We start from the raw sequence: 21,770 nt of genomic DNA, 5'->3' as shown, positions 1-21,770 counted from the left end.
CCGGGATCGCGCGCCGGCCTCACGGAGCCGGCGCCGATCCCTCCGCCGCCTCGTAGCAGCCCTGCGACAGCCCCTGGGCCCGCAGGCGCTCCTCGGCGGTGAAGCTGCGCGGCCGGTCCGCCCAGAGGTTTTCCCGGCGAAACGCGTCCGAGACGCAGGCCGCCGCCCGGGTACAGGCTTGGGTCTGGCCCCCCGTCGCGAGGCAGTTGCGCACGTAGAGCGCCCGGAACTCCGCCACCCCCGCCTGCGGGTGCGGGCCCGTCACGCTGACGATGCCCGTGAAGAGTCCCATCAGGATCGGCTGGTGGATCAGGTAGATCGCCAGGCTGTGACGCCCGGCCCAGGCCAGCCCTCGCGCGAGGCGGCCGGAGGCCTTCCAGGTCGCGAGCCGCGAGCGGCGGACGGTGGCCAGCCCGTACAGGGCCATCGCGACACCGGCGAGAACCATCCCGAACCAGGGAAACAGCGGCACGTAATCGTTGGTCTGCGGCATGGTGCGACCGAGGCCGAGGAAGGACAGCAACGGCGTGTCGAGGATCTCCCCCGCGATCAGGTGCGGTCCCGCGAGGACGAGCGCCGCGGCAAGTACCGAAGCCCAGCGTGGCAGTCTCCTGACGAAGGGAAGCGCCAGCACGCTTGAGACGGCGATGCAGTGCAGGATACCGAAGAAGATGTAGCTCGACGGATCGGTGATGAGGGTCGCGACGGTCACGAGCAGCGCCGCACCGGCGATCCGAGCCAGCCGCAGGACGAACGGCCGCGCCGCGAAGCGCTCGTCGTTCATCAGCACGAGACCGATCCCGACCAGAATCAGGAAGCTTCCGGCGATCCCGTGCGCGGCGAGCCTGCCCGACGGTGTCAACGCGTAGTTTTCGGGCGTGAGCCGCAGAGCCCCGAGATCCCAGGTGGCGTGATAGAGCGCCATCGCCACGAGGGCGATGCCACGCGCGACGTCGAGGGCCGCGTACCGGAACCGGGGTGAAACGGAAGAAGGAAGCGGGCGCATCATCGCGCAGGCCCTAGCATCGATCCCGCACGGTCGCGACGGCCGGGCCTGGATCACAGACTCTATGCTCTTCCGCTCCGGTGCTTAACAAATTTTGATCACCCACACGCAAAGCCTAAAAATACTAAAGCTTGGCCAGGGCTTAGGGTTCAGTCGGTGGGGGTGGGCTGTTGCCTCCGCACCGCCCTGCCGAACAATGCGGCATTGAAGTCCAGCGCGGATCGCCAAACGGGCTTCCGCCGAGTCATGACTTTGTTAATCTCTGGTGCGGGTCGCGAGACGTGATTCGGTGTGGGTTGCTTACATGTCTGACGATTTCGGTTCAGGCCCCTTCGGGCAGCGTTCGTCGGGCGAGCAGGACGACACCCGCGCCCTCGAGGGTCAGGGCGCCGAGGCGCAGCGACCGCTCGACCTCACGGAGGTCTCGGGCCGGATCAAGTGGTTCGACGTGGCGAAGGGCTTCGGCTTCATCGTGCCGGACGACGGCTCGGCCGACGTGCTCCTCCACATCACCTGCCTGCGCCGGGACGGGCATCAGAGTGCCAGCGAGGGCGCCCGCGTGGTGGTGGAGGCTACGGAGCGGCCTCGCGGCTGGCAGGCCTTTCGGGTCATCTCCCTCGATCAGTCGACCGCGCTTCACCCCTCCGAATTGCCCCTGCCGCGCACCCACGTCACGGTCACGCCGACCAGCGGCCTCGAAACCGCCGTGGTGAAGTGGTTCAACCGCCTGCGCGGCTTCGGATTCCTCAGCCGCGGCGACGGGACGCCGGACATCTTCGTTCACATGGAGACGCTCCGCCGTTACGGAATCGCCGAACTCAAGCCGGGCGAGACCGTTCTCGTCCGCTACGGCGATGGTTCCAAGGGCAAGATGGCCGCCGAAGTCCGGCTGCTCGACGGTGCGCTGCCCGCCTCACACTGACGGATGGTCCGGTGGTCACGCGACGTTTGATCGATTGGCGCGATGGGTTTCGCGCGCTCCTCGCCCTTGCCCTGTTCGGGCTGATCCTCGGTCACGCAGCCGCGCAGGATGCGGCCTCCGGGCCGGCAGAACCGCTCAGCATCGTCGGTCGCGAGGGACGGCACGTCTTCACGGTCGAGGTGATGCGAACGGACGCGGAGCGCTCGCGAGGGTTGATGTACCGGCGCACGATGGCGCCCGATCACGGCATGCTGTTCGATTTCGAAGCCTCTGCGCCCGTGGCGATGTGGATGAAGAACACCTACCTGCCGCTCGACATGCTGTTCATTCGTGCCGACGGCACCATCGCGAAGATTGCGGCCGATACAGAGCCGCTTTCCACCAAGGTGATCCCCTCGAACGAGGCTGTCCTCTCCGTGCTGGAGCTGAATGCCGGTACGGCCGCGCGCCTCAGGATCCATGCCGGCGATCGCGTGGAGCACGCGCTGTTCGCGCGGAAGCCACGCTAGGGTTATCGTCGCCCACCCGAACACACCAAGAACAAAGGCTTGACGCCTGGGCGATTTATCCCCACTGTTCCCTCAATGTTCTGATCCATTTCGGGACGGCCACGCGGCGGCTCCGAACCTGGCGACGAGGGGACATCATGTTCGACCTGCCTTTGGACGACTTGCCTCTAGACGACTTCACCCAGGACGACCTGTCGCCCAGTGCTGGGTGCAAGCCGGTCGCGGTCCTGTTCGAGAACGCCGACTGGCGTGTCGCCGCCGACGGCCTGGAGCATCGCGGGACCGGCTACTTCATCGCGCGGGAAACCCTTGCCCAACGGCGGGGCGATCTCTGGGAATGGCCGATGCATCTCGCCGAGAAGAGCTGGTGCACGCCGCGCAGCTTCCGTGAGGCGTTCCTTGCCGCCGTAACGGCGTTCGGGATCGAGACGGACTCGGGCCTCCCGCAATCCTTCGCCATGGCCTTCGGGCTGGTCGCCGGCACCGGAACGCGACGGGGCGAGGCGGGCTTCGTGGCGCTGGGCGATCTCGTTCGGCCGAAGCCCGCGGGCGCCGGGGCGGCCCGGAAGCGCAACCCGACCGGCGAGGCTCGGCTGGCGACGCGGCGCGTTGGCGCGCCGGTGGATTCGCGAACGGGCGAGGCGGCACGCCAGCGCATCGCGCTCTGAGACTGTTCGGCCCGGCGTCGAGCCCTAACTTCTCGGCTGCGATCCAGGATGTCTTCGTCCGACGAGATCGCTTCTCCCAGATCGCCCCGGGACCATCATGTCGAACACGTCGGATCACCGCGCAGACGCCACGCCGCTCGAGGGTCTCGACGGCCTCCTGACGCCGCCCTTTTCCCGACGTGGCTTCGTCATGACGAGCCTAATGACGGGACTGACCCTGGCAACGAGTTCCGTCGAGGCCCAGGTGATCAGGACCGATGTCGAGGGCATCGAAGCGGGTGAGGTCAAGATCCCCGCCGCCGATGGTCCGATGCCCGGATATCGGGCCATGCCGAAGGGGGAGGGGCCGTTTCCGATCATCCTCGTCATCGAGGAAATCTTCGGCGTGCACGACTACATCAAGGATATCTGCCGCCGGCTCGCCAAGGTCGGGTACTGCGCGGTGGCACCCGAGCTCTATGCCCGCCAGGGCGATCTCTCGACGATGACGGATGCGAAGGTGATCATCCGCGACATCATCTCGAAGACCCCGGACGCCCAATGGATCGCCGATCTGGATGCCGCCGCAAGCTGGGCGGTTTCGGCCTCGCATGGGGATCCGTCACGGATCGGAACGATGGGCTGGTGCCGCGGTGGGCGCGGCGTCTGGCTCTATGCCGCTCACCGGAAGGATCTGAAGGCGGGTGTCGCGTGGTACGGTCCCGTCGGCGGCGAGCGTACGGAGATCCAGCCACGCACGGCCACCGACCTGGCGGCCGAGCTCAATGCACCGCTCCTGTGCCTCTACGGCGGTGCAGATACCGGCATTCCCGTCGCGGCCGTGGAGGCAGCGCGGGACAAGGCCAAGGCCGCCGGCAAGTCGGTAGAACTCGTCGTGTATCCGGATGCCCCGCACGGATTCCACGCGGATTATCGGCCGAGCTATCATGAAGCGGATGCGAAAGATGGTTGGGCGCGCGCTCTAGCCTTTCTCAAATCTCACGGTGTTGGCTAAAAACCTCGCGAAAGCGTGGCATTGAAAGCACAACGGGCCCACGCGGCGCGCATCCAGGGTTATTGGTCGGTTCCGCCACATTGACAGCTTCGCGCCTCCGTGGCGCAAGATTGCACTTGGCCCGCCGTTCTGGCCCGAAGAGCGTACCGGACCCATGAGTGCTGTGACCCCATCTGACGCACGTCCCGTGATCCTCGTCGTCGAGGACGAGCCAGATGAGCGGTTCCTTGCGGCCGAGCTTCTCGAAGAGACCGGCTTCCGGGTCATCGAAGCCGAGACGGCCGAACGCGCCCTGGCGATTCTCAACGATCGGGGCGACGAGGTCAGCGTCGTCTTCTCCGACGTTAGGACACCGGGGCCGATCGGCGGTTTCGAACTGGCCCGCATTATCGGCGTCACCTGGCCGCGCGTCCGGGTGCTGTTGACCTCCGGCGATGCCGGTGACCAGCCCAGTGACCTGCGTGTCTCGGCGACCTTCATCCCGAAGCCTTGGCGCGCCGCCGACATCCTGGCCTGGGTCGAGGAGGCGGCCGGACGCACCGACGGCTCCGCTGCCGGGCCGGACGTCATCGGCTCCCCCCTGCGCGGCAACTAAATTTATCATAGATCAACGGAAACATCGGGTCGCGAGGCCGTTGAACGGGTTCCCGCAATCGAGAGGCCGCGCGATGGCCCGGAAGCCGACGATGAACTTTGCCCAATCGGTCAGCGCCCAGCGTCCGGATGAAGCGTGGTCGTCCCTGACCGGCTTGCCCGAAGATCGCCTGATGGCGACACTCGGAAGCAATCTTCGCGACGTCTATCAGGCGGTCACCGACGCAGTTCAGCCCAGCGATCTGATGCGGCTCGCCGCAATGATCGACGACCGACGCGGCCAGACCAAGCGCTGAGCCGCAAATTCCGCTGAGCGAGTGCGGCGGGAATACCGCACTCAGGCGGTACGGATTGCCGTATGGTTCGGCCCACATTTGATCCGTGCTTCGCGAGGACTGGCCTTCGAGGCTCACGGGCTGCGTCATCGGACTGTCCATGCGTTCCACACTGAGCCTCGGCGTCGCCGCTCTGGGTCTCGCCGCGCTGCTGGCGGCGGCCGCTCCGGTCATCGCCGCCGCCCCGCCGAACCAGCCCGCAGAGGGCCCGGGCGGGATCGGCGATCGCGCCGCGACCATCGTGAAGCGCGGTCTCGGCAAGGCCGGCTCCGGCAGCTTCGTCTTCTACAAGGCAGGCGCCGCCCCGGCGGAGGGCCGCCCCGTCGTCGTCTTCCTGCATGCCTGGGGTGCCCCCAATCCGCAGGCCTACGGCAGCTGGATCGATCACCTCGCCCGGACCGGCTCCCTCGTCGTCTTTCCACGCTTCCAGGACCTCAACCGAACGCGTCCATCGGAGGCGAGCGCGATCGCCCAGCGCATCCTGAAGTCCACGCTGTCCGACCTCGCCGGTGATCCCGACGCAAAACCCGACCCGAAGCGGGTCGCGGTGATCGGGCACCTCGCCGGCGCACCGATCGCCGCCAACATCGCCGCCGACGCGGCCGAGCAGGGACTGCCCATTCCGCGCCTCGTGTTCGCAATCATGCCGGGCGGTATCGCCAGCGACGCGCGCGCCCGAGGGATCGTCCTGCACGATCTCGCCCGGATCGCCCCTGAGACCCTGGTCATCACGGTGATCGGCGACCGCGACGCGCGGGCCGCCGATTTGGCCGGACGACGCCTCCTGCGGGAGGCCAGTGCCGTGCCGAGCGAGCGCAAGCTGTTCGTGCGCGCGCTCTCGGACGACCACGGGTTTCCCGCTCTGGCCGCCACGCTCACGTCGCCGGCCGGCGTGGATGCCGCCTATGACGGATCGGCCATCAAGCTGCCGCCGGAGCCGCCGCGCGACCCGAAGCAGCCGGCTCCGCCGTTCAAATGGACGCCCGATATGGCCCTCACGGGCGAGCAGACCACGCTGGTTTCTCAGATCAACAATTCTCGCGCCGACAGCCTCGACTATCTGGCCTACTGGAAGACCTTCGACCTCGCTGCCGCTGCGGCGTTCGGCGGAACGGACGCCGCGGGCCTCAAGGCCAATCCGCGCTTCAGCGACATGGAGCGGTGGGCCGACGGCTGGCCGGTCAAGCGCCTCGTGGTGGAAACACCCCGTCCGCCGGCGGTCCAGCCGGCCGTCGCCACGCCGGCCCCGGCGTCGACGGGCGCCCGTCCCAAGCCGGCCGCATCGCGGCGTCCCTGACGCGCGCTGACAGTCCCGCTGGTCCGGCGAACGGCGCACCCCCTCCGTCGTGCGGACGCTACGGGCTGGCGCAAGCTTTGCGTGAGGACATCCGGGTCAACCGGATGCACCGCCATGCCCGACTTCATCGCTGTCCTTGCCGCGTCCGCGTTGTTTTGTGCCACCGTCATCGTGCTGAACGGCCTGACGCACCTTCTGCTTCAAATCCATGGCTCCGTCGGCGATCTCGCGGAGAACGGCTTCGGCCAATACGGCCTCGCGCTCGTCGTATCCGGCATCGTTTGGTGCCGTGCGGTTCGCCGCAACGCTCTGTGACGGCGTTCGGTGTGTCCGTGCATCGGCAGCACCGAAGAACCGCGTGAAAGGCTTTGCGCGCCACCGGTGGAAAACGTGGCGAACCTGTGGCGAACCCAGGAACCGTCCTGCTAACTTGGCGTTATGCTGTCATGAGGTCGCAGCCGATGCTGCACCGTACTTGATGAAGGGTAGAGTCACATGCTCGGATGGGCCGTTACGTTCTTGGTCGTCGCCCTCGTCGCGGCGCTGCTCGGCTTCGGTGGAATCGCCGGCACGGCGATGGAAGCCGCGAAGCTCGTGTTCTTCGTCGCCATCGTGCTGTTCGCCATCTCGGCCGTGATCGGCCTGATGCGCGGTCGTTCGCCGACGCTCTGATGCCTCTCGGCGCGGTGGCGCCGGAGCACCGAAAGACGTGAAAAGGGCCGCTCGCAACGAGCGGCCCTTTTTCGCGACGGGTGAGAGTTCACGACCCGGGCCTTCGTTTCCGACGATCTCTCGCAGCTGCGACGCGGGTGGCTTCAGCCCTGAGTGTCCGAATTGGGGGTCGACGCGTCGAGCTTGGCGATGAGGTCGCGGAATCGATCGGGGACCGGTTGCTGCACGATGGTATCGTACATGGCCCGGAGGTGATGCCCGATCCGCTTCTGGGTATGATCACTCAGGCCCTGTCCGGGCACAGCGTCGCCTGTCTTCGGGTCGACTCCCTCGGGTGAGGGGCCGGCACCCGGTCCGTTATCGTCCATACGTCGGTCCCCTTGGATGTCGACAAGCGACATCGCCGCGATTGTTTTGCGGCTTCACATAGGCCATGGCTGCACCTGCAACGCTGGTGTGAACAATCGGTTCCCGCCCAGCGGAACGGAGCCCTGCATTCCGCGTTGTGGCGGAGGCGCCCGATAGAACGGCAAAGCCAAGGGGATATAATGTCGACAGCTCAACTCGTCGTTCAGCATCTGCCGTACCTGCGCCGTTACGCGCGGGCGCTGACCGGCAGCCAGGTTGCTGGCGACGCCTACGTGGCCGCCACCCTGGAAACTCTCGTGAACGAGCCGGAGACGCTCGGTCGCAGCTCCAACGTGAAGGCCGATCTGTTCCGCGTCTTCACCCGCATCTGGAATTCGCTGTCGGTGAATGGCCAGAGCGAGCAGGTTCAGCACGATCTGCCGGCGGAAGTCCGCCTCGGCCAGATCACGCCGCTGCCGCGCCAAGCCTTCCTGCTCTCCTGCCTCGAGGGCTTCTCGGAGGAGGATGCCGCGATCATCCTTGACGTCGACGTCAGCCAGGTCCGCGACCTGGTCGATGAAGCCGGACGCGAGCTTGCAGCCGACATGGCCACCGAGATCCTCATCATCGAGGACGAGCCGCTGATCGCGATGGATCTCGAGGCGCTCGTGGAAGGCCTCGGACACAACGTGATCGGCGTTGCGCGCACCCGCACCGAGGCGATCAAGATCGCCTCCGGGGGTACGCGTCCGGGCCTGATCCTGGCCGATATCCAGCTCGCCGATGGTAGCTCCGGCCTCGACGCCGTGAACGATCTCCTGAAGACCTTCGAGGTTCCGGTGATCTTCATCACGGCCTACCCCGAGCGCTTCCTCACCGGCGAGCGCCCCGAGCCGGCGTTCCTGATCGCCAAGCCCTTCCAGCCTGCCAACGTCTCGGCGGTGATCAGCCAGGCCCTGTTCTTCCAGCAGAGCGCCCGTCGCCGCGAGGCGAAGTCGGCCTGATCGCTCTGCATGGGAGCGCCGGTTGCGCTCTGAACTCCTGCGGAAACAGCTGAACGAACCCCGGTCGAACGACCGGGGTTTTTTCATGCCGTTCGCCAAAGGTCTCTGCAGCCCGCCGTACGGACATAAAAAAACGGGTCGGATTAACTCCGACCCGTCGAAAGGTTCCGGCCAATGCACAAGGGGAATGCGGGGGAGGACCAGGCGGCCGGGTGCTGGAACAACGAAGTTCGACCGCGAGGGTTCCGACCCCGGTCTGCGACGTGTGATTTTTCTCGACGTCGATGCAAAATCGCCACGGGAAGAGAAAGGCAGGGAGCCGAGCCGGTGGCAATTAAGACAATGCGATGCATCGCCTTAAGGACTGGATATCCAGATCAAAAGGGTTAAGGAACCGTTGTTTTCGAACTGCGTTGAACTGACAACCTGTCAAGCTCTGCGCGGAGATTACGGCAATGTCTCGGTCTGGCTTCTTCCTCAGCGTGAGTGGACCGGCCGCTGTCCTGGCGTTGCTGATCCAACCGACCGTCCGTCAGGCCGCCGATCAGTGGGCGCCATCCGCCAAGCCGGTCCTGTCGATGGTGCAGCAGGAGATCCCCGAGATCCGTGTCGTTCCGGCGACCGCTGGACAGATCCATCTTGCTTCCGTCCCGAATACCGCCCCGCGCTCGGAGCCGGTCGCACCCGCCCTGGGTCGCACCGCCAGCGACAAGGAGATGCCTCGCTTGCGCAAGCCGCTTCAAGAAGGCTGCGAGCGGGCGATCAGCTCACTGGCCGGACCGGAAGCGCGCCGCATGGTTCCGGGCCGCTGCATGACCTGACGAGACGCTGGACATTTATGGTCCAACACAAACGCCCCGTTCCATCTGGACGGGGCGTTTGTATTGGTAGGTGCAAAGCAAAGAAAAAGGCGCGCGACCCTTGAGGGCCACGCGCCATAAGGCGTCTTACTCTTCGCCAGGACGACCGGAGCCGCTCGACTGTCCGCCCTTGCGACCTGCATTCGAGGCCAGCTCGCGATCCTGCGAGAACGAGCGCTTCTCGGCCGGCACGCTGCGGCCACCCTTGCTCGCGATTTCCCGCTGCCGTTCGAGGTCCATCGATGCGAAACCTCGCTTCGAGGTGGAATTTCCTGATGCCATCAGCGCCTCCTCAGCTTTGCGTTCACTGCCAGGACAACCTTTGCCAATATCGATGGTTCCTCATCTGATCACGGCGTGAGCAGTCCATGCGCCAAGGATTGGCGATTAATTTAAGCTTAACCGTTAGACGGAACGGTTGGACTGGTGGGCGGTGGCGCAGCACGAATCGCGTCCGCTGGGGGCGTCGCGGTCCGTGGGGCGACGGGGTCTGGACAAATTGGCACGGAGCCGCATTGGATGCGCCAGGATCGTGCCGCCCCAGGAGGGACGTCGCGTCACGGGAGCCTGACTCAATGACCCTCGAGACCGAGGTTTCGTCTCTTCGCCAGGTGCCCTTGTTCCGTGGTGTCGAGCCGTCGCGCCTGAAGCTCCTCGCCTTCACCAGCGAGCGCGTCCATTTCGAAGCGGGCCAGCAGCTCTTCGCCCAGGGCGACGCGGCCGATGCGGCTTATCTCCTTCTGGAAGGCTCGGCGGAGGTCTCGATCGACGGACCGCAGGGGCCCTTTCGCTTGGCGTTGCTGGGGGCGAACGCCCTCGTGGGCGAGATGGGCATCCTCGCCGACCAGCCACGCTCGGCGACCGTCGCCGCCGTCGATCCAGCCACCGTCCTGCGAATCGACCGGACCGTCTTCCTGGAGTTGCTGGCACAGTTCCCGCCCATCGCCATCGCGGTGATGCGTGAATTGGCACTCCGCCTCGAACAGACCAACCAACAGCTCGCCCAAAGTCGAGGCTGAAGCCGACGGTGGTGTCGGACCGCGTCCTACGGAGAGGGCGGATAGGTGATGAACTCCATCAGGGATCCGTCAGGGTCTCGAAAATAGAGACTGACCCCGGCGCCGGCGGCGCCGTTGCGCTCCACGGGTCCGAGCTCGACCGTCACGCCCAGCGAGGCGAGATGGTCGGCGGCCTGCTCGATCGAGCCCGACCAGCGAAAGCACAGGTCACTGTTTCCCGGCTGCACGGGAATCCTGGCCAACGGCGTCGCGTCCACGCCCGGCCCGTGCACGTTCAGCTGAACGCCGCCGAAGCGATACGCGAAGGCCGAGCCGCGCGGAATGATCTCGGCCCCCATCACATCCCGATAAAACGCGTTCGAGCGCTCCCAGTCCGTGACGTGGATGACGCAGTGATCGAGATGAACGGCGGGGGCGAGGTCGGCCAGTGGAGCGTCGGCATCGATCTCGGAAAGCACCTGCGTCTCGACCATCGTCACCTGTGCTCCGGGGCCGGCGGCAGCCCGGAGCCATCATGAAAGTCTCGTACGCGCGATGCAATGCGCGGGGCGCAAGGCCGCCCGGGCGGCCCGGCCTCGTCCGGCCTCGGACCCCTCCGCCGCACGATGAACCGCGCACGCAACGTCCGACCTGCGGCGGGAATGACACAACGTCGGAGGTCCGAGAGCGGTAGTCATGGGACAGAGCCGTCCTCCGACGCGTCGAAACGTGGAGCTGTCCATGCCGTCCCGCCGTCTCATCCTCGGCCTGATCCTGATCGCGCCCCTCGCGGCGTGCCAGTCCCGTGGCCCCGTGAATCTGGCGCAGGACGACGAGGCAGCTTGGTACACCGGCACGATGCCGGACAAGCCCTACGACGTCCCCCTGGTCGACAAGTCCCGGCTCGATCCGAAGTATCGCCGGCAGGTGGTGCGCTACACCGGGCCCGAGAAACCCGGCACGATCGTCGTCGATATCGACAACCGGCAGCTCGCCCTGGTGCAGGAGGACGGGACGGCGGTGCAGTACGGCGTCGGCGTCGGCAAGCTCGGCTTCTCCTGGAAGGGCCAGGCGCGGGTCGGACGCAAGGGCGTCTGGCCGGACTGGAGCCCCACCACCACCATGGTCTCCCTCAACCCCGACCTGCCGCGCACCCGGAAGGGTGGCGTCGACAACCCCCTCGGCGCCCGTGCCCTGTATCTCTACCAGGGCAACCGCGACATCCTCTTCCGCATTCATGGCACCAACGAGCCCTGGAGCATCGGCGAGCAGATGTCGTCCGGCTGCGTGCGCATGCTCAACGAGGACATCGTCGACCTCTACGAGCGGGTACCGGTGGGCACGCAGGTGCTGATCAAGCGCAACGGAAAGTACCGCGTCTGAGGTCCCGGGCGGCGCAGACAAGTCCCAATGGCGTGCCGGAGCGCGACCCATGACCATTACGATTTCCAGCCTTCAGCCCGTCATCGCCCTAGCCGCCGGCGTGCTGATCCTGATCGTCCCGCGGCTGCTGAACTACATCGTGGCGATCTACCTGATCCTGGTCGGCTTGATCGGCTTCGGTGTCTTCCGGTCGCTCGGCTGATCCGGCAACGGCTCCGTTACAGCGGGCCCGAAGCGTCACGCTGTCATCGCCTGGACGAGCCGTTCATCTTGCGTTGCAGCAGAAGATGGTCCAACCCGCCGTGTTAGGCATGGGGCAGTTTTCACTCCTGCAAGCGGACGGATACAGATGGGCAAGTGGGTCTACTCCTTCGGTGACGGCAAGGCCGAGGGCCAGTCGTCCATGCGCAACCTGCTGGGCGGGAAGGGCGCGAACCTCGCGGAGATGTCGAATCTCGGTCTTCCGGTGCCACCCGGTTTCACCATCACGACTGAAGTCTGTACCTACTACTACGATCACGGACAGCAGTATCCGGAAGAGCTGAAGGGCCAGGTCAAGGCCGCCCTTGACGCCGTCGGTGCGCTCACCGGACGCGGCTTCGGCGATCCGGAGAACCCGCTCCTCGTTTCGGTCCGCTCGGGCGCCCGCGCTTCGATGCCGGGCATGATGGACACGGTGCTCAACCTCGGCCTCAATGACCGCACCGTCGAGGCCCTGGCGCAGGGCGCCGGCGATCCGCGCTTCGCCTACGATTCCTACCGCCGCTTCATCACCATGTACTCGAACGTCGTCCTCGGCGTGGAGCATCACGCCTTCGAGGAGGCGCTGGAGCACTACAAGGAAGGCAAGGGCGTCAGCCTCGACACCGAACTCGGGGCCGAGGACTGGAAGCACCTCGTCGGGAAGTACAAGGCCATCGTGAAGGCCGAGCACGGCTCCGACTTCCCGCAGGCTCCCGAAGATCAGCTCTGGGGCGCCATCGGTGCGGTGTTCGATTCCTGGATGATCCCGCGCGCCAAGAAGTACCGTGAGCTGAACAGCATTCCGGAGAGCTGGGGCACGGCCGTCAACGTTCAGGCCATGGTGTTCGGCAACATGGGCGATACCTCGGCCACCGGCGTCGCCTTCACCCGCAACCCGTCCACCGGTGAGCGCGCCCTCTACGGCGAGTTCCTGATCAACGCCCAGGGCGAGGACGTGGTGGCGGGCATCCGCACCCCGCAGGACATCACCGAGAAGGCCCGCATCGAGGCCAAGTCCGATCGTCCGTCGATGGAGCTGGCCATGCCCGACTCCTACGCCGAGCTGGTACGGATCTACGGCCTCCTCGAGAACCACTACCGCGACATGCAGGACATGGAGTTCACCATCGAGAGCGGAAAGCTCTGGATGCTCCAGACCCGCAACGGCAAGCGCACCGCGAAGGCCGCCCTGCGGATCGCCGTCGATCTCGCCGCCGAAGGCCTGATCACCGAGGAGGAGGCCATCGGCCGCGTCGAACCCGCCGCCCTCGACCAGCTTCTGCATCCGACTATCGACCCGAAGGCCGAGCGCAAGGTCATCGCCGCCGGCCTGCCCGCTTCGCCGGGCGCCGCCACCGGCGAGATCGTCTTCAATTCCGAGGATGCCGAGGCCGCCCGCAAGGCCGAGCGCAAGTGTATCCTGGTGCGCGTGGAGACCTCGCCGGAAGACATCCACGGCATGCACGCCTCCGAGGGGATCCTCACCACACGCGGCGGCATGACCAGTCACGCGGCCGTGGTGGCCCGCGGCATGGGCAAGCCCTGCGTCTCCGGCGTCGGCTCGATCCGCGTCGACTACAAGGCCGGCACCCTCTCCGTGGCCGGAACCACCCTGAAGGCCGGCGACAAGATCACCATCGACGGCTCGACGGGCCAAGTGCTCCTCGGCGAGGTGGCGATGCTGGAGCCGTCCCTGTCGGGCGAGTTCGCCACCCTGATGGGCTGGGCCGACAAGGTGCGCACCATGAAGGTCCGCACCAACGCCGACACCCCGACCGACGCCCGGGCTGCCCGGAACTTCGGCGCCGAGGGCATCGGCCTGTGCCGCACCGAGCACATGTTCTTCGAGGGTGACCGCATCGTCGCCGTGCGCGAGATGATCCTCGCCGACGACGTCGAGGGCCGCCGCGCGGCGCTCGCCAAGATCCTGCCCTACCAGCGTCAGGACTTCGTCGAGCTGTTCACGATCATGTCGGGCCTGCCCGTCACGATCCGCCTGCTCGATCCGCCGCTGCACGAATTCCTGCCGCACACCGACGAGGAGGTCCGCGACGTCGCCACCAGCACGGGCGTCTCCGAGGACAAGCTGCGCCGCCGCATGACGGAGCTGCACGAGTTCAACCCGATGCTCGGCTTCCGCGGCTGCCGCCTCGCGATCGCCTTCCCGGAGATCGCCGAGATGCAGGCCCGGGCGATCTTCGAGGCGGCCGTCCAGGCCGCCAAGGAGACGGGATCGCCCGTCACCCCCGAGGTGATGGTGCCGCTCGTCTTCACGAAGATGGAGTTCGACATCGTCAAGGCGCGCATCGATGCCATGGCGAAGGCCGTCGCTGCTGAAACGGGCAGCACGGTTGATTATCAGGTCGGCACGATGATCGAGCTGCCCCGGGCCGCGCTCCGGGCCGGCGACATCGCCGAAACGGCGGAGTTCTTCTCCTTCGGCACCAACGACCTGACGCAGACCGCCCTCGGCATCTCCCGCGACGATGCCGCGACCTTCCTGGGCGCCTACACCCAGAAGGGCATCCTGGCGGCCGATCCGTTCATCAGCATCGACCAGGAGGGCGTCGGCGAGCTCGTGCGCATCGGCGTCGAGCGTGGCCGGGCAGTGCGTCCCGACATCAAGCTCGGCATCTGCGGCGAGCACGGCGGCGACCCGGCTTCGGTGGCATTCTGCCAGGAGGTCGGCCTCGACTACGTGTCGTGCTCACCCTACCGGGTGCCGATCGCCCGCCTCGCGGCTGCCCAGGCGGCCCTCGCCGCCAAGGCCGCCAAGTAGGAGCGCGTCGAGGACGGCGGCGACTCCAGCGGGGTCGCCGCGCCCCAACGCTCATGGACCGGGACGGCCACGCGCCGTCCCGGTCCACCCGATAAACGAACCGTTCAACAAATTGTCGAAAACGCGGCGAACCGATTCCGCGCGGGCACGTTCAGTGCTAGTGCCAAACCGTTGCGCGCAGGCAACCCTGCTCACAAGGGCGGCAGCCAACGCGTGGGATCGCCGGCATGAACGACACCAGCCCACCCCCTCTGTTTCTCAATGAAAATCCCGTCGCCGTCCCGCTGCCCCGCGTGATGCAGCAGGCCTATCTCTGGGTCGTGGCAGGCCTCGGCGGCCTTGCCACCGTCGCGCTGTTCGTCTTCGCCATCGCCACGCAAAGCGGAGCCGATGCCGAGCGGATCGCGGGTGCCCAGGAGAGCGGACGCTCGAGCCTCTCGACGCTGGTCGGCACCTTGGCGGCGATGCATGGGCGCCCTGGCGCCCTCTGACCGCCGGGCTTAACCGCTCCGCAACCATACCGCACGATAGTTGAACGCAACGGCCGTTCGGTGTCCTCCCGGGACCGGCGGTCTGAGCGTTTGGCATCCTGGTGCGAGTCGGTTGCGTGGGTAGGAAACAGGTACGGCGCGCGTCGCATCTGCGCTGGCTCAGCGCTGCGATGACTCCCTGGGCGGCCGGTATCGGCCTGCTCGTCTCCTTTACCGCCACGGCCGGTACGGACATGGCGCCGGGTGCCGTCGGACGGGCGACGGGCACGGACCGTCTCCTGGCGACGGCCTCGCCGGGCGCCCGCCTTGCCGGAACCGAGACCCGCTCGCATAACTCGCACCGAGTCTACAGCCGCGGCACCCCCGAAGGCCTGTCCGGGATCGAGGGCCGGGGCGATGCCCTGGTCGTCAGGACCAGCCTCTCCGAGCCCGCGAGCGGATTGCTGCAGGCCGGCTCAGCCGCCTGGAATCCCGACCTCGATGCCGGCTTCGTGCCCGCGCCGGACCTCGGCCTCGATCCGAGCGGGGAGGGCGAGGGATCGGTGATCGTCGTGGAGGACGGGGCGACCCCCGCCATTCCCCGCGCGGAGGCCCTCTCGTCGACCACCCCGGCGCCGGCCGACGCGACCCCGATCGAGATCGCCGCGGCGAGCCTCGTCTTCCCGGGCCTGTCGCCGCGGGGATCCCAGGTGGATGGTGCTACGCCGGGTGCGGCGGCGCCCCCGGACGTCGCACGCCACCGCTACGCCGACCTGATCGGGCCCGACGCCATGGACCGCGAGCAGCGCTGCCTGGCCGAAGCCGTGTACTTCGAGGCGCGCAGCGAATCCGAGGAGGGCCAGGCGGCCGTCGCCCAAGTCGTCCTCAATCGGGTGAAGAGCGGCCTCTATCCCAGCAACGTCTGCGGCGTCGTCTATCAGAACCGCCACCGCTACATGGGCTGCCAGTTCTCCTTCGCCTGCGAAGGCAAGTCCCTGCGCATCGCAGACGGGCCGTCCTGGCAGACCGCCACCCGGATCGCCAGCGCGGTCATCGACGGGCGCACCTACCTCAGCGAAGTCGGGGGGGCGACCCATTACCATGCGGATTACGTGAAACCCGGCTGGTCTCGGCGCTTGAAGAAGATGGACGTCATCGGACGGCACATCTTCTACCAGCTCAAGCGCGGTCAGACCTGACGTTCTAAGCAGTTCCCTGCGTTTTTACCTAAGCAGTGAAACTTCTAAGTAGTCCTAAGCTTGGGTTAATTTTACCTTGAGTCTCGATACAGCTTGATCGAGCGGCAACTTGGCGGCCTCTGGAACGTCGAGATGCGCGCGGACTTCGCGCGCCATCCCGTCCTGTACAGCGTCTCGAGCCGAGGAACCCGTCATGACCACGCCGGTCGCAGCCCGTATCAGTCTCGCCGCCATCGCCGGCGCCGTCATCACCCTGTCCTCCGCCCAGGCCGGTGGCTGCGGTGGCGCCGAGTGCTACCGCCACGTCAACACCCCTCCGGTTTACGGCGCGGTCTCCGAGCAGGTCCTCGTCCGCCCGGCCGAGACCGTCTACCGCACCATTCCCCCCGTCTACGAGACCGTCTCGGAGCGCGTTCTCGTGGCGCCCGGCGGCCGGGTCTGGCAGACCCGTCGGGATGCCTATGGCGCGTTGATCGGGTGCTGGGTGGACGTGCCGCCGCAATACGCCGTCCGCCGCCGCCGCGTCCTCGTGCAGCCCGCGCAGACAGTTCCGGAGACCATCCCGCCGCAATACGCCAGCGTCCGCCGCCGGGTGCTGGTGCAGCCCGCCCGGTCGGGCTGGGTGCCGGCCAATTACGGCCAGGGCGGCTATCCGGGTGCCTTCGGCCCCAGCCTCGCCGTCGGCTCGATCCCGGACGCCTTCGGCGTCACGGGGGCCAGTTCGGCCGATATCGGCGTCGGCCTCGGCTTCTCCTCCGGCAGCATCTACGACGGCTACTGAGCCCTTCGGCGCGGCCCCGTCTCCGGCCCCGGACGCCCGCCGCGTCCGGGGCCGCTTGATTCGGACCGTCCGTGCCACACCTCAGACCGGTCAGCGGAGGTATGCCATGGGTCAGTTCAAGGCTTGGGTCGTCGAGAAGACCGAGACGGGGCAATCGCTCACCTTCAAGGATTTCGACGACGCCGACCTGATGCCCGGCGACGTCACGGTCCGGATCACCCACTCCACCGTGAACTACAAGGACGGGCTGGCGATGACCGGCCAATCGCCGGTGGTGCGGCGCTTCCCCATGATCCCCGGCATCGATTTCGCCGGCATCGTCGAGAGCTCGTACCATCCCGACTACAAGGCGGGCGACGCGGTGGTTCTGACCGGCTGGGGCGTCGGCGAGACCCATCTGGGGGCCTACGCGCAGCGCGCACGGGTCAAGGGCGACTGGCTCGTACCGCTCCCCAAGGGCCTGAGCGCCGCCCAGGCCATGGCGATCGGCACCGCCGGCTACACCGCGATGCTCTGCCTGATGGCGCTCGAGCATCACGGCGTGGCCCCCGCGCAGGGGCCGGTTCTGGTCACCGGCGCCTCCGGCGGGGTCGGGTCCGTGGCGGTGGCCCTGCTGGCGCGGGCCGGCTGGCACGTCATCGCCTCCACCGGTCGCGATTCAGAAGCCGACTACCTGCGCGGCCTCGGCGCCTCCGAGATCCTCGACCGCGCGGAGCTGAGCCAGCCCGGCAAACCCCTGGCCAAGGAGCGCTGGGCGGCGGCCGTCGATGCCGTCGGATCGGTCACCCTCGCCAACGTTCTGGCTGGAACGAAGGCGGATGGCGCGGTCGCGGCCTGCGGACTGGCGCAGGGCATGGACCTGCCGACCTCCGTCGCTCCCTTCATCCTGCGCGGAGTCTCGTTGCTCGGCATCAACAGCGTGACGACGCCGCAACCCAAGCGCCGGGCGGCCTGGGACCGGCTCGCCCGGGACCTCGATCACGACAAGCTTGCGGCGATGACCCAGACGGTGCCGCTACCCGGCGTCGATACGGTGGCGCAGGCGATCCTCGAAGGTCGGGTCCGCGGACGGACGGTGGTCGAGGTCGCCTGAGCTTTACGGAACGTCGGGCAGGAGCCGGGCGTTTCGACCTCCATGAGCCAAGCATTCGTTCGCGAGCGTGAGGGTGAGGCGGTGTTCGAGGATCTTCCCGAACGCACGCTCTCGCCGCACCCGAATTTCGTCACCCCGGAGGGCCTGGCCCAGATCGAGGCTGAGGTTGCGCGCCTCCAGGCGGCGTTCTCGGCCCTGACGCCCGAGGCCCAGGCCGACGTCGCCCGGGTGAACCGTGACCTGGCTTACTGGACCGCGCGACGCAGCTCGGCGCAGCTGGTCGAGGCGGAACCGGGCGATGTAGTCCGCTTCGGCTCGACGGTGACGATCCTGGCCGAGGACGACAGCCGCCGGACCTACCGGATCGTAGGCGAAGACGAGGCCGATCCGGCCCAGGGCACGATCTCCTACCTCTCACCGATGGCGCGCGCGCTGACCGGCAAGGTCGTCGGCGACGTCGTCGAGGTGAACGGACACGAGAGCGAGATTCTGGAGATCGCCTGACTGGGGCTCCTGAGTCCCCTGACAGCGACTTTCAGAACGCCTCGGGAACGATCATCGGCAACACGGGATGATCGAACAAGAAAAAAGGCTCGGATTGCTCCGAGCCCGAGAAGGGAAAAGGCCATTGGGGGCTGAACTGGCCTTCGTAAAGGGTGAACTCGCCGCCGGCAGCTTGGTTCCAACCGATTTCAGAAAATTCTCAGCGCGGCGCCGCGGCTCTCCGAAGCCGGTCGTTGATGGCTTCGCCCAGACCGCGCTCGGGAATGGACGCCACCGCGATCACCCGCGCTCCGACGCCGTCGAGTTGGCGCAGGGCGGAAAACAGGTGAGCCGCGGCTTCGGCAAGATCGCCCGCGGGACTGAGGTTGAGGCGCGCCCGCGCGGCATCCGCTCCCGGAAGGGTTTCCGGGCCGAACAACAACACCGCCTCCTCCGATGAAGCGGAGGTCGCCTCGAGGCGGACTTGCGCCCGAGGGGCGTAGTGGGACGCGAGCAGTCCGGGACCGACCGGATGGGCGGTGTCCCCGCTCTCCGGGCCGGCCAGGGCGTAGCCGAGGCGCGCCTCCAGCGCTTCGCGCGTGAGACCGCCCGGCCGCAGCAGCCGGGGCGGCCCGCCGAGGCAGGCAATCACGCTGGATTCGACGCCGACCGGCGTCTCGCCACCATCCAGCACCGCGGCGATCCGGCCCTCGAGATCCGCGAGGACGTGGTCGGCGCTGGTCGGGCTGACGCGTCCCGAACGGTTGGCGGAGGGCGCGGCGACGGGCCGACCGACCCGCGCCAGCAGGGCCCGGGTCAGGGCGGGCGCCGGCACCCGCAGGGCGACGCTCGGCAGGCCGGCCCGTGCAAGGTCGCAGACGCGGCAGTCCGGGGCGGCCGGCACCACCAGGGTCAGGGGACCGGGCCAGAACGCTTCGGCGAGGCTGCGCGCCGCCGCATCGAAGACGCCCTCGGCGAAGGCCGACGCCGTGTCGGCGAGATGCGCGATCAGCGGGTTGAAGCGCGGCCGCTGCTTGGCGGCAAAGATTCGTGCCACCGCCACCGGATCGGTGGCATCGGCCCCGAGGCCGTAGACCGTCTCGGTGGGGAAGGCCACGACCTGCCCGGCATAGAGCAGAGAGGCGGCCGCCGCGATCCCGTCGGCCGCTTCGGAAAGCCGGGCGGTCGTTATGGCCGGGATCGCATCGTCGGGGATTGACCCGAGATCGTTCATATCTAAACTATCTGCGCTGGCACCCCTTTGCCGGGGAGAGCCTTGGGCCTAGCGCCCGGCCGGGCCATGCGTCAAACACGGGGCGACACGCGTCGATTCAATCAAGGCGCGGGAGGAAGCATCATGACCTATCGCGCTCCGGTGGCTGACATGCTGTTCGCCCTGCGCCACGTGGCCGGGCTCGACGCAGCCCTGGCGGCCGGCCTGCATGGCGACCTCGCCGTCGACGACGCGGAAGCCGTCCTGGCCGAGGCCGGCAAGGTCGCCGAATCGGTCATCGCCCCGCTCAACCGGGTGGGCGACCGTCACGGCACGCCGCTCAGGGACGGTGCCATCACGACGCCGCCGGGCTGGCGCGAGGCCTACCAGACCTGGATCGCGGGCGGCTGGAACGGGCTCAGCGCCGACCCCGACCATGGTGGGCAGGGCCTGCCCCTCGTGCTCAACGCCGCCTGCAACGAGATGTGGAATGCGGCCAGCATCGCCTTCGGTCTCTGCCCGCTCCTCACGGCGGGCGGCATCGAGGCCCTGGCCCAGCACGGCTCGGCCGACCTCAAGACGCGCTACCTCGACAAGCTGGTCTCGGGGGAATGGACCGCGACCATGAACCTGACCGAGCCGCAGGCCGGCTCCGATCTGGCCATCTTGCGCAGCCGCGCCGAGCCCCTCGGGGACGGCCGCTACGGCATCGTCGGCGCCAAGATCTACATCACCTACGGCGAGCACGACCTGACCGACAACATCGTCCACCTCGTGCTGGCTCGGCTCAAGGATGCGCCGGCCGGCACCCGCGGCATCTCGCTGTTCCTCGTTCCGAAGGTGTTGCCGGACGGCAGCCGCAACGACCTGCGTTGCTCCGGCATCGAGCACAAGCTCGGCATCCACGGCTCCCCCACCTGCTCCATGGCCTTCGGCGACGACGGTGGCGCCATCGGCTGGCTCATCGGTGAAGAGAATCGTGGCCTCGCCTGCATGTTCACGATGATGAACTCGGCCCGGCTCAATGTCGGCCTGCAGGGTGTCGGCATCGCGGAGCGCGCCTACCAGCAGGCGCTGGGCTATGCCCGCGACCGGCGCCAGGGCAAGGCCCCGGGCGCCCCCGAGACGAGCCCCATCCTCGCCCATGCGGACGTGCAGCGCATGCTGCTGACCATGAAGGCCTTCACCCAGGCCGCCCGCGGCATCTGCTACCTCACCGCCGCGGCCCTGGACGCAGCGGAGGGCCCGGAGGGGCAGGCGGCTCACGACCGCGCCTCCCTGCTGACCCCCGTCGCCAAGGCCTTCTCCACCGACATCGCCAACGAGGTGACCTCGCTGGGCGTCCAGGTGCATGGCGGCATGGGCTTCGTGGAGGAGACCGGCGCCGCGCAGCACATGCGCGACGCCCGCATCCTCGGCATCTACGAGGGCACCAACGGCATCCAGGCCATCGACCTCGTCGCGCGCAAGCTGCCGCTGAACGGGGGCGCCACGGTGCGGGCACAGATCGCCAGCCTGCGCCGGACCGCCGAGGGCTTCCTCAAGGATCCCGACCCGGCCTTCGGCAACATCGGCGCCCGGCTGCGGGCGGGGATCGCGAGCCTGGACCGGGCGACGAGCTTCCAGCTCAAGGTCCTGGCTTCGAACCGGCCCGAGGCGGCGCTGGCCGGGGCGACGCCCTACCTGCGCCTGTTCGGCCTCGTCCAGGGCGGCGCCTGCCTCGGCCGCCAGGCGCTCGCCGCCAACGCGGCCCTGAAGACGGGGGAGACCGACCCGGCCCATGCCGGCCGGATCGCCCTGGCGCGCTTCTTCGCCGACAACCTGCTCACCGCGGCCGAGGGGCTGGAGGCGAGCATCCTGGCGGGCGGGCACTTTACCGAGGACGCCGCGCTCGCCCTGGCGAGCTGAGGAGGGCGGCT

26 protein-coding genes are annotated in these 21,770 nt (G+C 67.8%); 21 read left to right on the top strand and 5 right to left on the bottom strand.

All coding sequences use genetic code 11. The features are described 5' to 3' along the window. Positions 1-19: 19 nt before the first annotated feature. Positions 20-1,009 (bottom strand): heparan-alpha-glucosaminide N-acetyltransferase, encoded by a 990-nt coding sequence (locus CRT23_RS07920; RefSeq protein ID WP_103709266.1) that lies wholly within the window; start codon positions 1,007-1,009, stop codon positions 20-22. 301 nt (positions 1,010-1,310) lie between these two features. Between CRT23_RS07920 and CRT23_RS07915 the strand changes: the two genes are divergently transcribed. The 9 genes from CRT23_RS07915 (at position 1,311) to CRT23_RS07875 (ending at position 6,997) form a co-directional block, all read left to right on the top strand. Then, positions 1,311-1,928, top strand: coding sequence for a cold-shock protein (locus tag CRT23_RS07915; RefSeq protein WP_055953095.1), 618 nt, complete (start codon positions 1,311-1,313; stop codon positions 1,926-1,928). Between the two features lie 71 nt (positions 1,929-1,999). After that, positions 2,000-2,437: a DUF192 domain-containing protein gene (locus CRT23_RS07910; protein ID WP_245436064.1), complete on the top strand. Its 438-nt coding sequence runs from the start codon at positions 2,000-2,002 to the stop codon at positions 2,435-2,437. 137 nt (positions 2,438-2,574) lie between these two features. Then, positions 2,575-3,105 carry a hypothetical protein gene (locus CRT23_RS07905; RefSeq protein ID WP_103709265.1) on the top strand — a complete coding sequence of 177 codons (531 nt, stop codon included), beginning with the start codon at positions 2,575-2,577 and terminating at the stop codon, positions 3,103-3,105. 97 nt (positions 3,106-3,202) lie between these two features. Then, positions 3,203-4,099 (top strand): dienelactone hydrolase family protein, encoded by an 897-nt coding sequence (locus CRT23_RS07900; RefSeq protein WP_103709264.1) that lies wholly within the window; start codon positions 3,203-3,205, stop codon positions 4,097-4,099. Between the two features lie 154 nt (positions 4,100-4,253). Beyond that, a complete protein-coding gene (locus CRT23_RS07895; protein WP_103709263.1) occupies positions 4,254-4,694 on the top strand; it encodes a response regulator in 441 nt (146 codons plus the stop codon). A gap of 91 nt (positions 4,695-4,785) precedes the next feature. Next, positions 4,786-4,989 carry a hypothetical protein gene (locus tag CRT23_RS07890; protein WP_146056346.1) on the top strand — a complete coding sequence of 68 codons (204 nt, stop codon included), beginning with the start codon at positions 4,786-4,788 and terminating at the stop codon, positions 4,987-4,989. 139 nt (positions 4,990-5,128) lie between these two features. Beyond that, a complete protein-coding gene (locus CRT23_RS07885; RefSeq protein ID WP_103709262.1) occupies positions 5,129-6,325 on the top strand; it encodes an alpha/beta hydrolase in 1,197 nt (398 codons plus the stop codon). Positions 6,326-6,439: 114 nt separating this feature from the next. After that, positions 6,440-6,640, top strand: coding sequence for a hypothetical protein (locus tag CRT23_RS07880; protein ID WP_103709261.1), 201 nt, complete (start codon positions 6,440-6,442; stop codon positions 6,638-6,640). Positions 6,641-6,820: 180 nt separating this feature from the next. Then, positions 6,821-6,997 (top strand): DUF1328 domain-containing protein, encoded by a 177-nt coding sequence (locus tag CRT23_RS07875; protein ID WP_003599466.1) that lies wholly within the window; start codon positions 6,821-6,823, stop codon positions 6,995-6,997. A gap of 143 nt (positions 6,998-7,140) precedes the next feature. Here CRT23_RS07875 and CRT23_RS07870 read toward each other — a convergent pair whose 3' ends face one another. After that, positions 7,141-7,365, bottom strand: a complete 225-nt coding sequence (locus CRT23_RS07870) for a NepR family anti-sigma factor (protein ID WP_146056345.1) — start codon at positions 7,363-7,365, stop codon at positions 7,141-7,143. A 180-nt stretch (positions 7,366-7,545) separates the two neighbouring features. Between CRT23_RS07870 and CRT23_RS07865 the strand changes: the two genes are divergently transcribed. After that, a complete protein-coding gene (locus CRT23_RS07865) occupies positions 7,546-8,349 on the top strand; it encodes a response regulator (protein ID WP_055953119.1) in 804 nt (267 codons plus the stop codon). A gap of 455 nt (positions 8,350-8,804) precedes the next feature. After that, positions 8,805-9,170: a hypothetical protein gene (locus tag CRT23_RS07860; RefSeq protein WP_103709259.1), complete on the top strand. Its 366-nt coding sequence runs from the start codon at positions 8,805-8,807 to the stop codon at positions 9,168-9,170. A gap of 126 nt (positions 9,171-9,296) precedes the next feature. On the opposite strand, the gene CRT23_RS07855 is transcribed toward CRT23_RS07860, so the two are convergent. Continuing rightward, positions 9,297-9,491 carry a KGG domain-containing protein gene (locus tag CRT23_RS07855; RefSeq protein ID WP_103709258.1) on the bottom strand — a complete coding sequence of 65 codons (195 nt, stop codon included), beginning with the start codon at positions 9,489-9,491 and terminating at the stop codon, positions 9,297-9,299. 293 nt (positions 9,492-9,784) lie between these two features. On the opposite strand from CRT23_RS07855, the gene CRT23_RS07850 reads away from it, so the two are divergent. Then, on the top strand, positions 9,785-10,228 hold the full coding sequence (locus CRT23_RS07850) for a cyclic nucleotide-binding domain-containing protein (protein ID WP_055953129.1): 444 nt from the start codon (positions 9,785-9,787) through the stop codon (positions 10,226-10,228). Positions 10,229-10,254: 26 nt separating this feature from the next. On the opposite strand, the gene CRT23_RS07845 is transcribed toward CRT23_RS07850, so the two are convergent. Next, the gene (locus CRT23_RS07845) at positions 10,255-10,701 is read right to left on the bottom strand and encodes a VOC family protein (RefSeq protein ID WP_103709257.1); all 447 of its coding nucleotides are present in this window, start codon (positions 10,699-10,701) and stop codon (positions 10,255-10,257) included. 247 nt (positions 10,702-10,948) lie between these two features. Between CRT23_RS07845 and CRT23_RS07840 the strand changes: the two genes are divergently transcribed. The 8 genes from CRT23_RS07840 (at position 10,949) to greA (ending at position 18,659) form a co-directional block, all read left to right on the top strand. Next, entirely contained in the window at positions 10,949-11,590 is a 642-nt protein-coding gene (locus tag CRT23_RS07840) for a L,D-transpeptidase (RefSeq protein WP_055953136.1), read from the top strand. 49 nt (positions 11,591-11,639) lie between these two features. Beyond that, a complete protein-coding gene (locus tag CRT23_RS07835; protein ID WP_103709256.1) occupies positions 11,640-11,792 on the top strand; it encodes a DUF3096 domain-containing protein in 153 nt (50 codons plus the stop codon). A 147-nt stretch (positions 11,793-11,939) separates the two neighbouring features. Then, a complete protein-coding gene (ppdK, locus tag CRT23_RS07830) occupies positions 11,940-14,612 on the top strand; it encodes a pyruvate, phosphate dikinase (RefSeq protein ID WP_103709255.1) in 2,673 nt (890 codons plus the stop codon). 227 nt (positions 14,613-14,839) lie between these two features. Then, positions 14,840-15,103: a hypothetical protein gene (locus CRT23_RS07825; RefSeq protein WP_055953142.1), complete on the top strand. Its 264-nt coding sequence runs from the start codon at positions 14,840-14,842 to the stop codon at positions 15,101-15,103. A 170-nt stretch (positions 15,104-15,273) separates the two neighbouring features. After that, entirely contained in the window at positions 15,274-16,281 is a 1,008-nt protein-coding gene (locus CRT23_RS07820) for a cell wall hydrolase (RefSeq protein WP_103709254.1), read from the top strand. Between the two features lie 193 nt (positions 16,282-16,474). Continuing rightward, the gene (locus tag CRT23_RS07815; RefSeq protein ID WP_103709253.1) at positions 16,475-17,062 is read left to right on the top strand and encodes a hypothetical protein; all 588 of its coding nucleotides are present in this window, start codon (positions 16,475-16,477) and stop codon (positions 17,060-17,062) included. Between the two features lie 106 nt (positions 17,063-17,168). Further along, positions 17,169-18,155, top strand: a complete 987-nt coding sequence (locus CRT23_RS07810) for an MDR family oxidoreductase (RefSeq protein WP_103709252.1) — start codon at positions 17,169-17,171, stop codon at positions 18,153-18,155. Between the two features lie 42 nt (positions 18,156-18,197). Next, positions 18,198-18,659: a transcription elongation factor GreA gene (greA, locus tag CRT23_RS07805; RefSeq protein WP_103709251.1), complete on the top strand. Its 462-nt coding sequence runs from the start codon at positions 18,198-18,200 to the stop codon at positions 18,657-18,659. A 199-nt stretch (positions 18,660-18,858) separates the two neighbouring features. Here greA and CRT23_RS07800 read toward each other — a convergent pair whose 3' ends face one another. Further along, positions 18,859-19,872 (bottom strand): L-threonylcarbamoyladenylate synthase, encoded by a 1,014-nt coding sequence (locus CRT23_RS07800; RefSeq protein WP_103709250.1) that lies wholly within the window; start codon positions 19,870-19,872, stop codon positions 18,859-18,861. 123 nt (positions 19,873-19,995) lie between these two features. On the opposite strand from CRT23_RS07800, the gene CRT23_RS07795 reads away from it, so the two are divergent. Further along, positions 19,996-21,759, top strand: coding sequence for an acyl-CoA dehydrogenase (locus tag CRT23_RS07795; RefSeq protein WP_103709249.1), 1,764 nt, complete (start codon positions 19,996-19,998; stop codon positions 21,757-21,759). The last annotated feature ends 11 nt before the right edge of the window (positions 21,760-21,770 follow it).

The sequence above is a fragment of the Methylobacterium sp. V23 genome (assembly GCF_002917135.1).
Lineage (GTDB): Bacteria > Pseudomonadota > Alphaproteobacteria > Rhizobiales > Beijerinckiaceae > Methylobacterium.
Note: the sequence above shows the minus strand (reverse complement) of the source record. Positions and strands in the feature narration are given on the sequence as shown.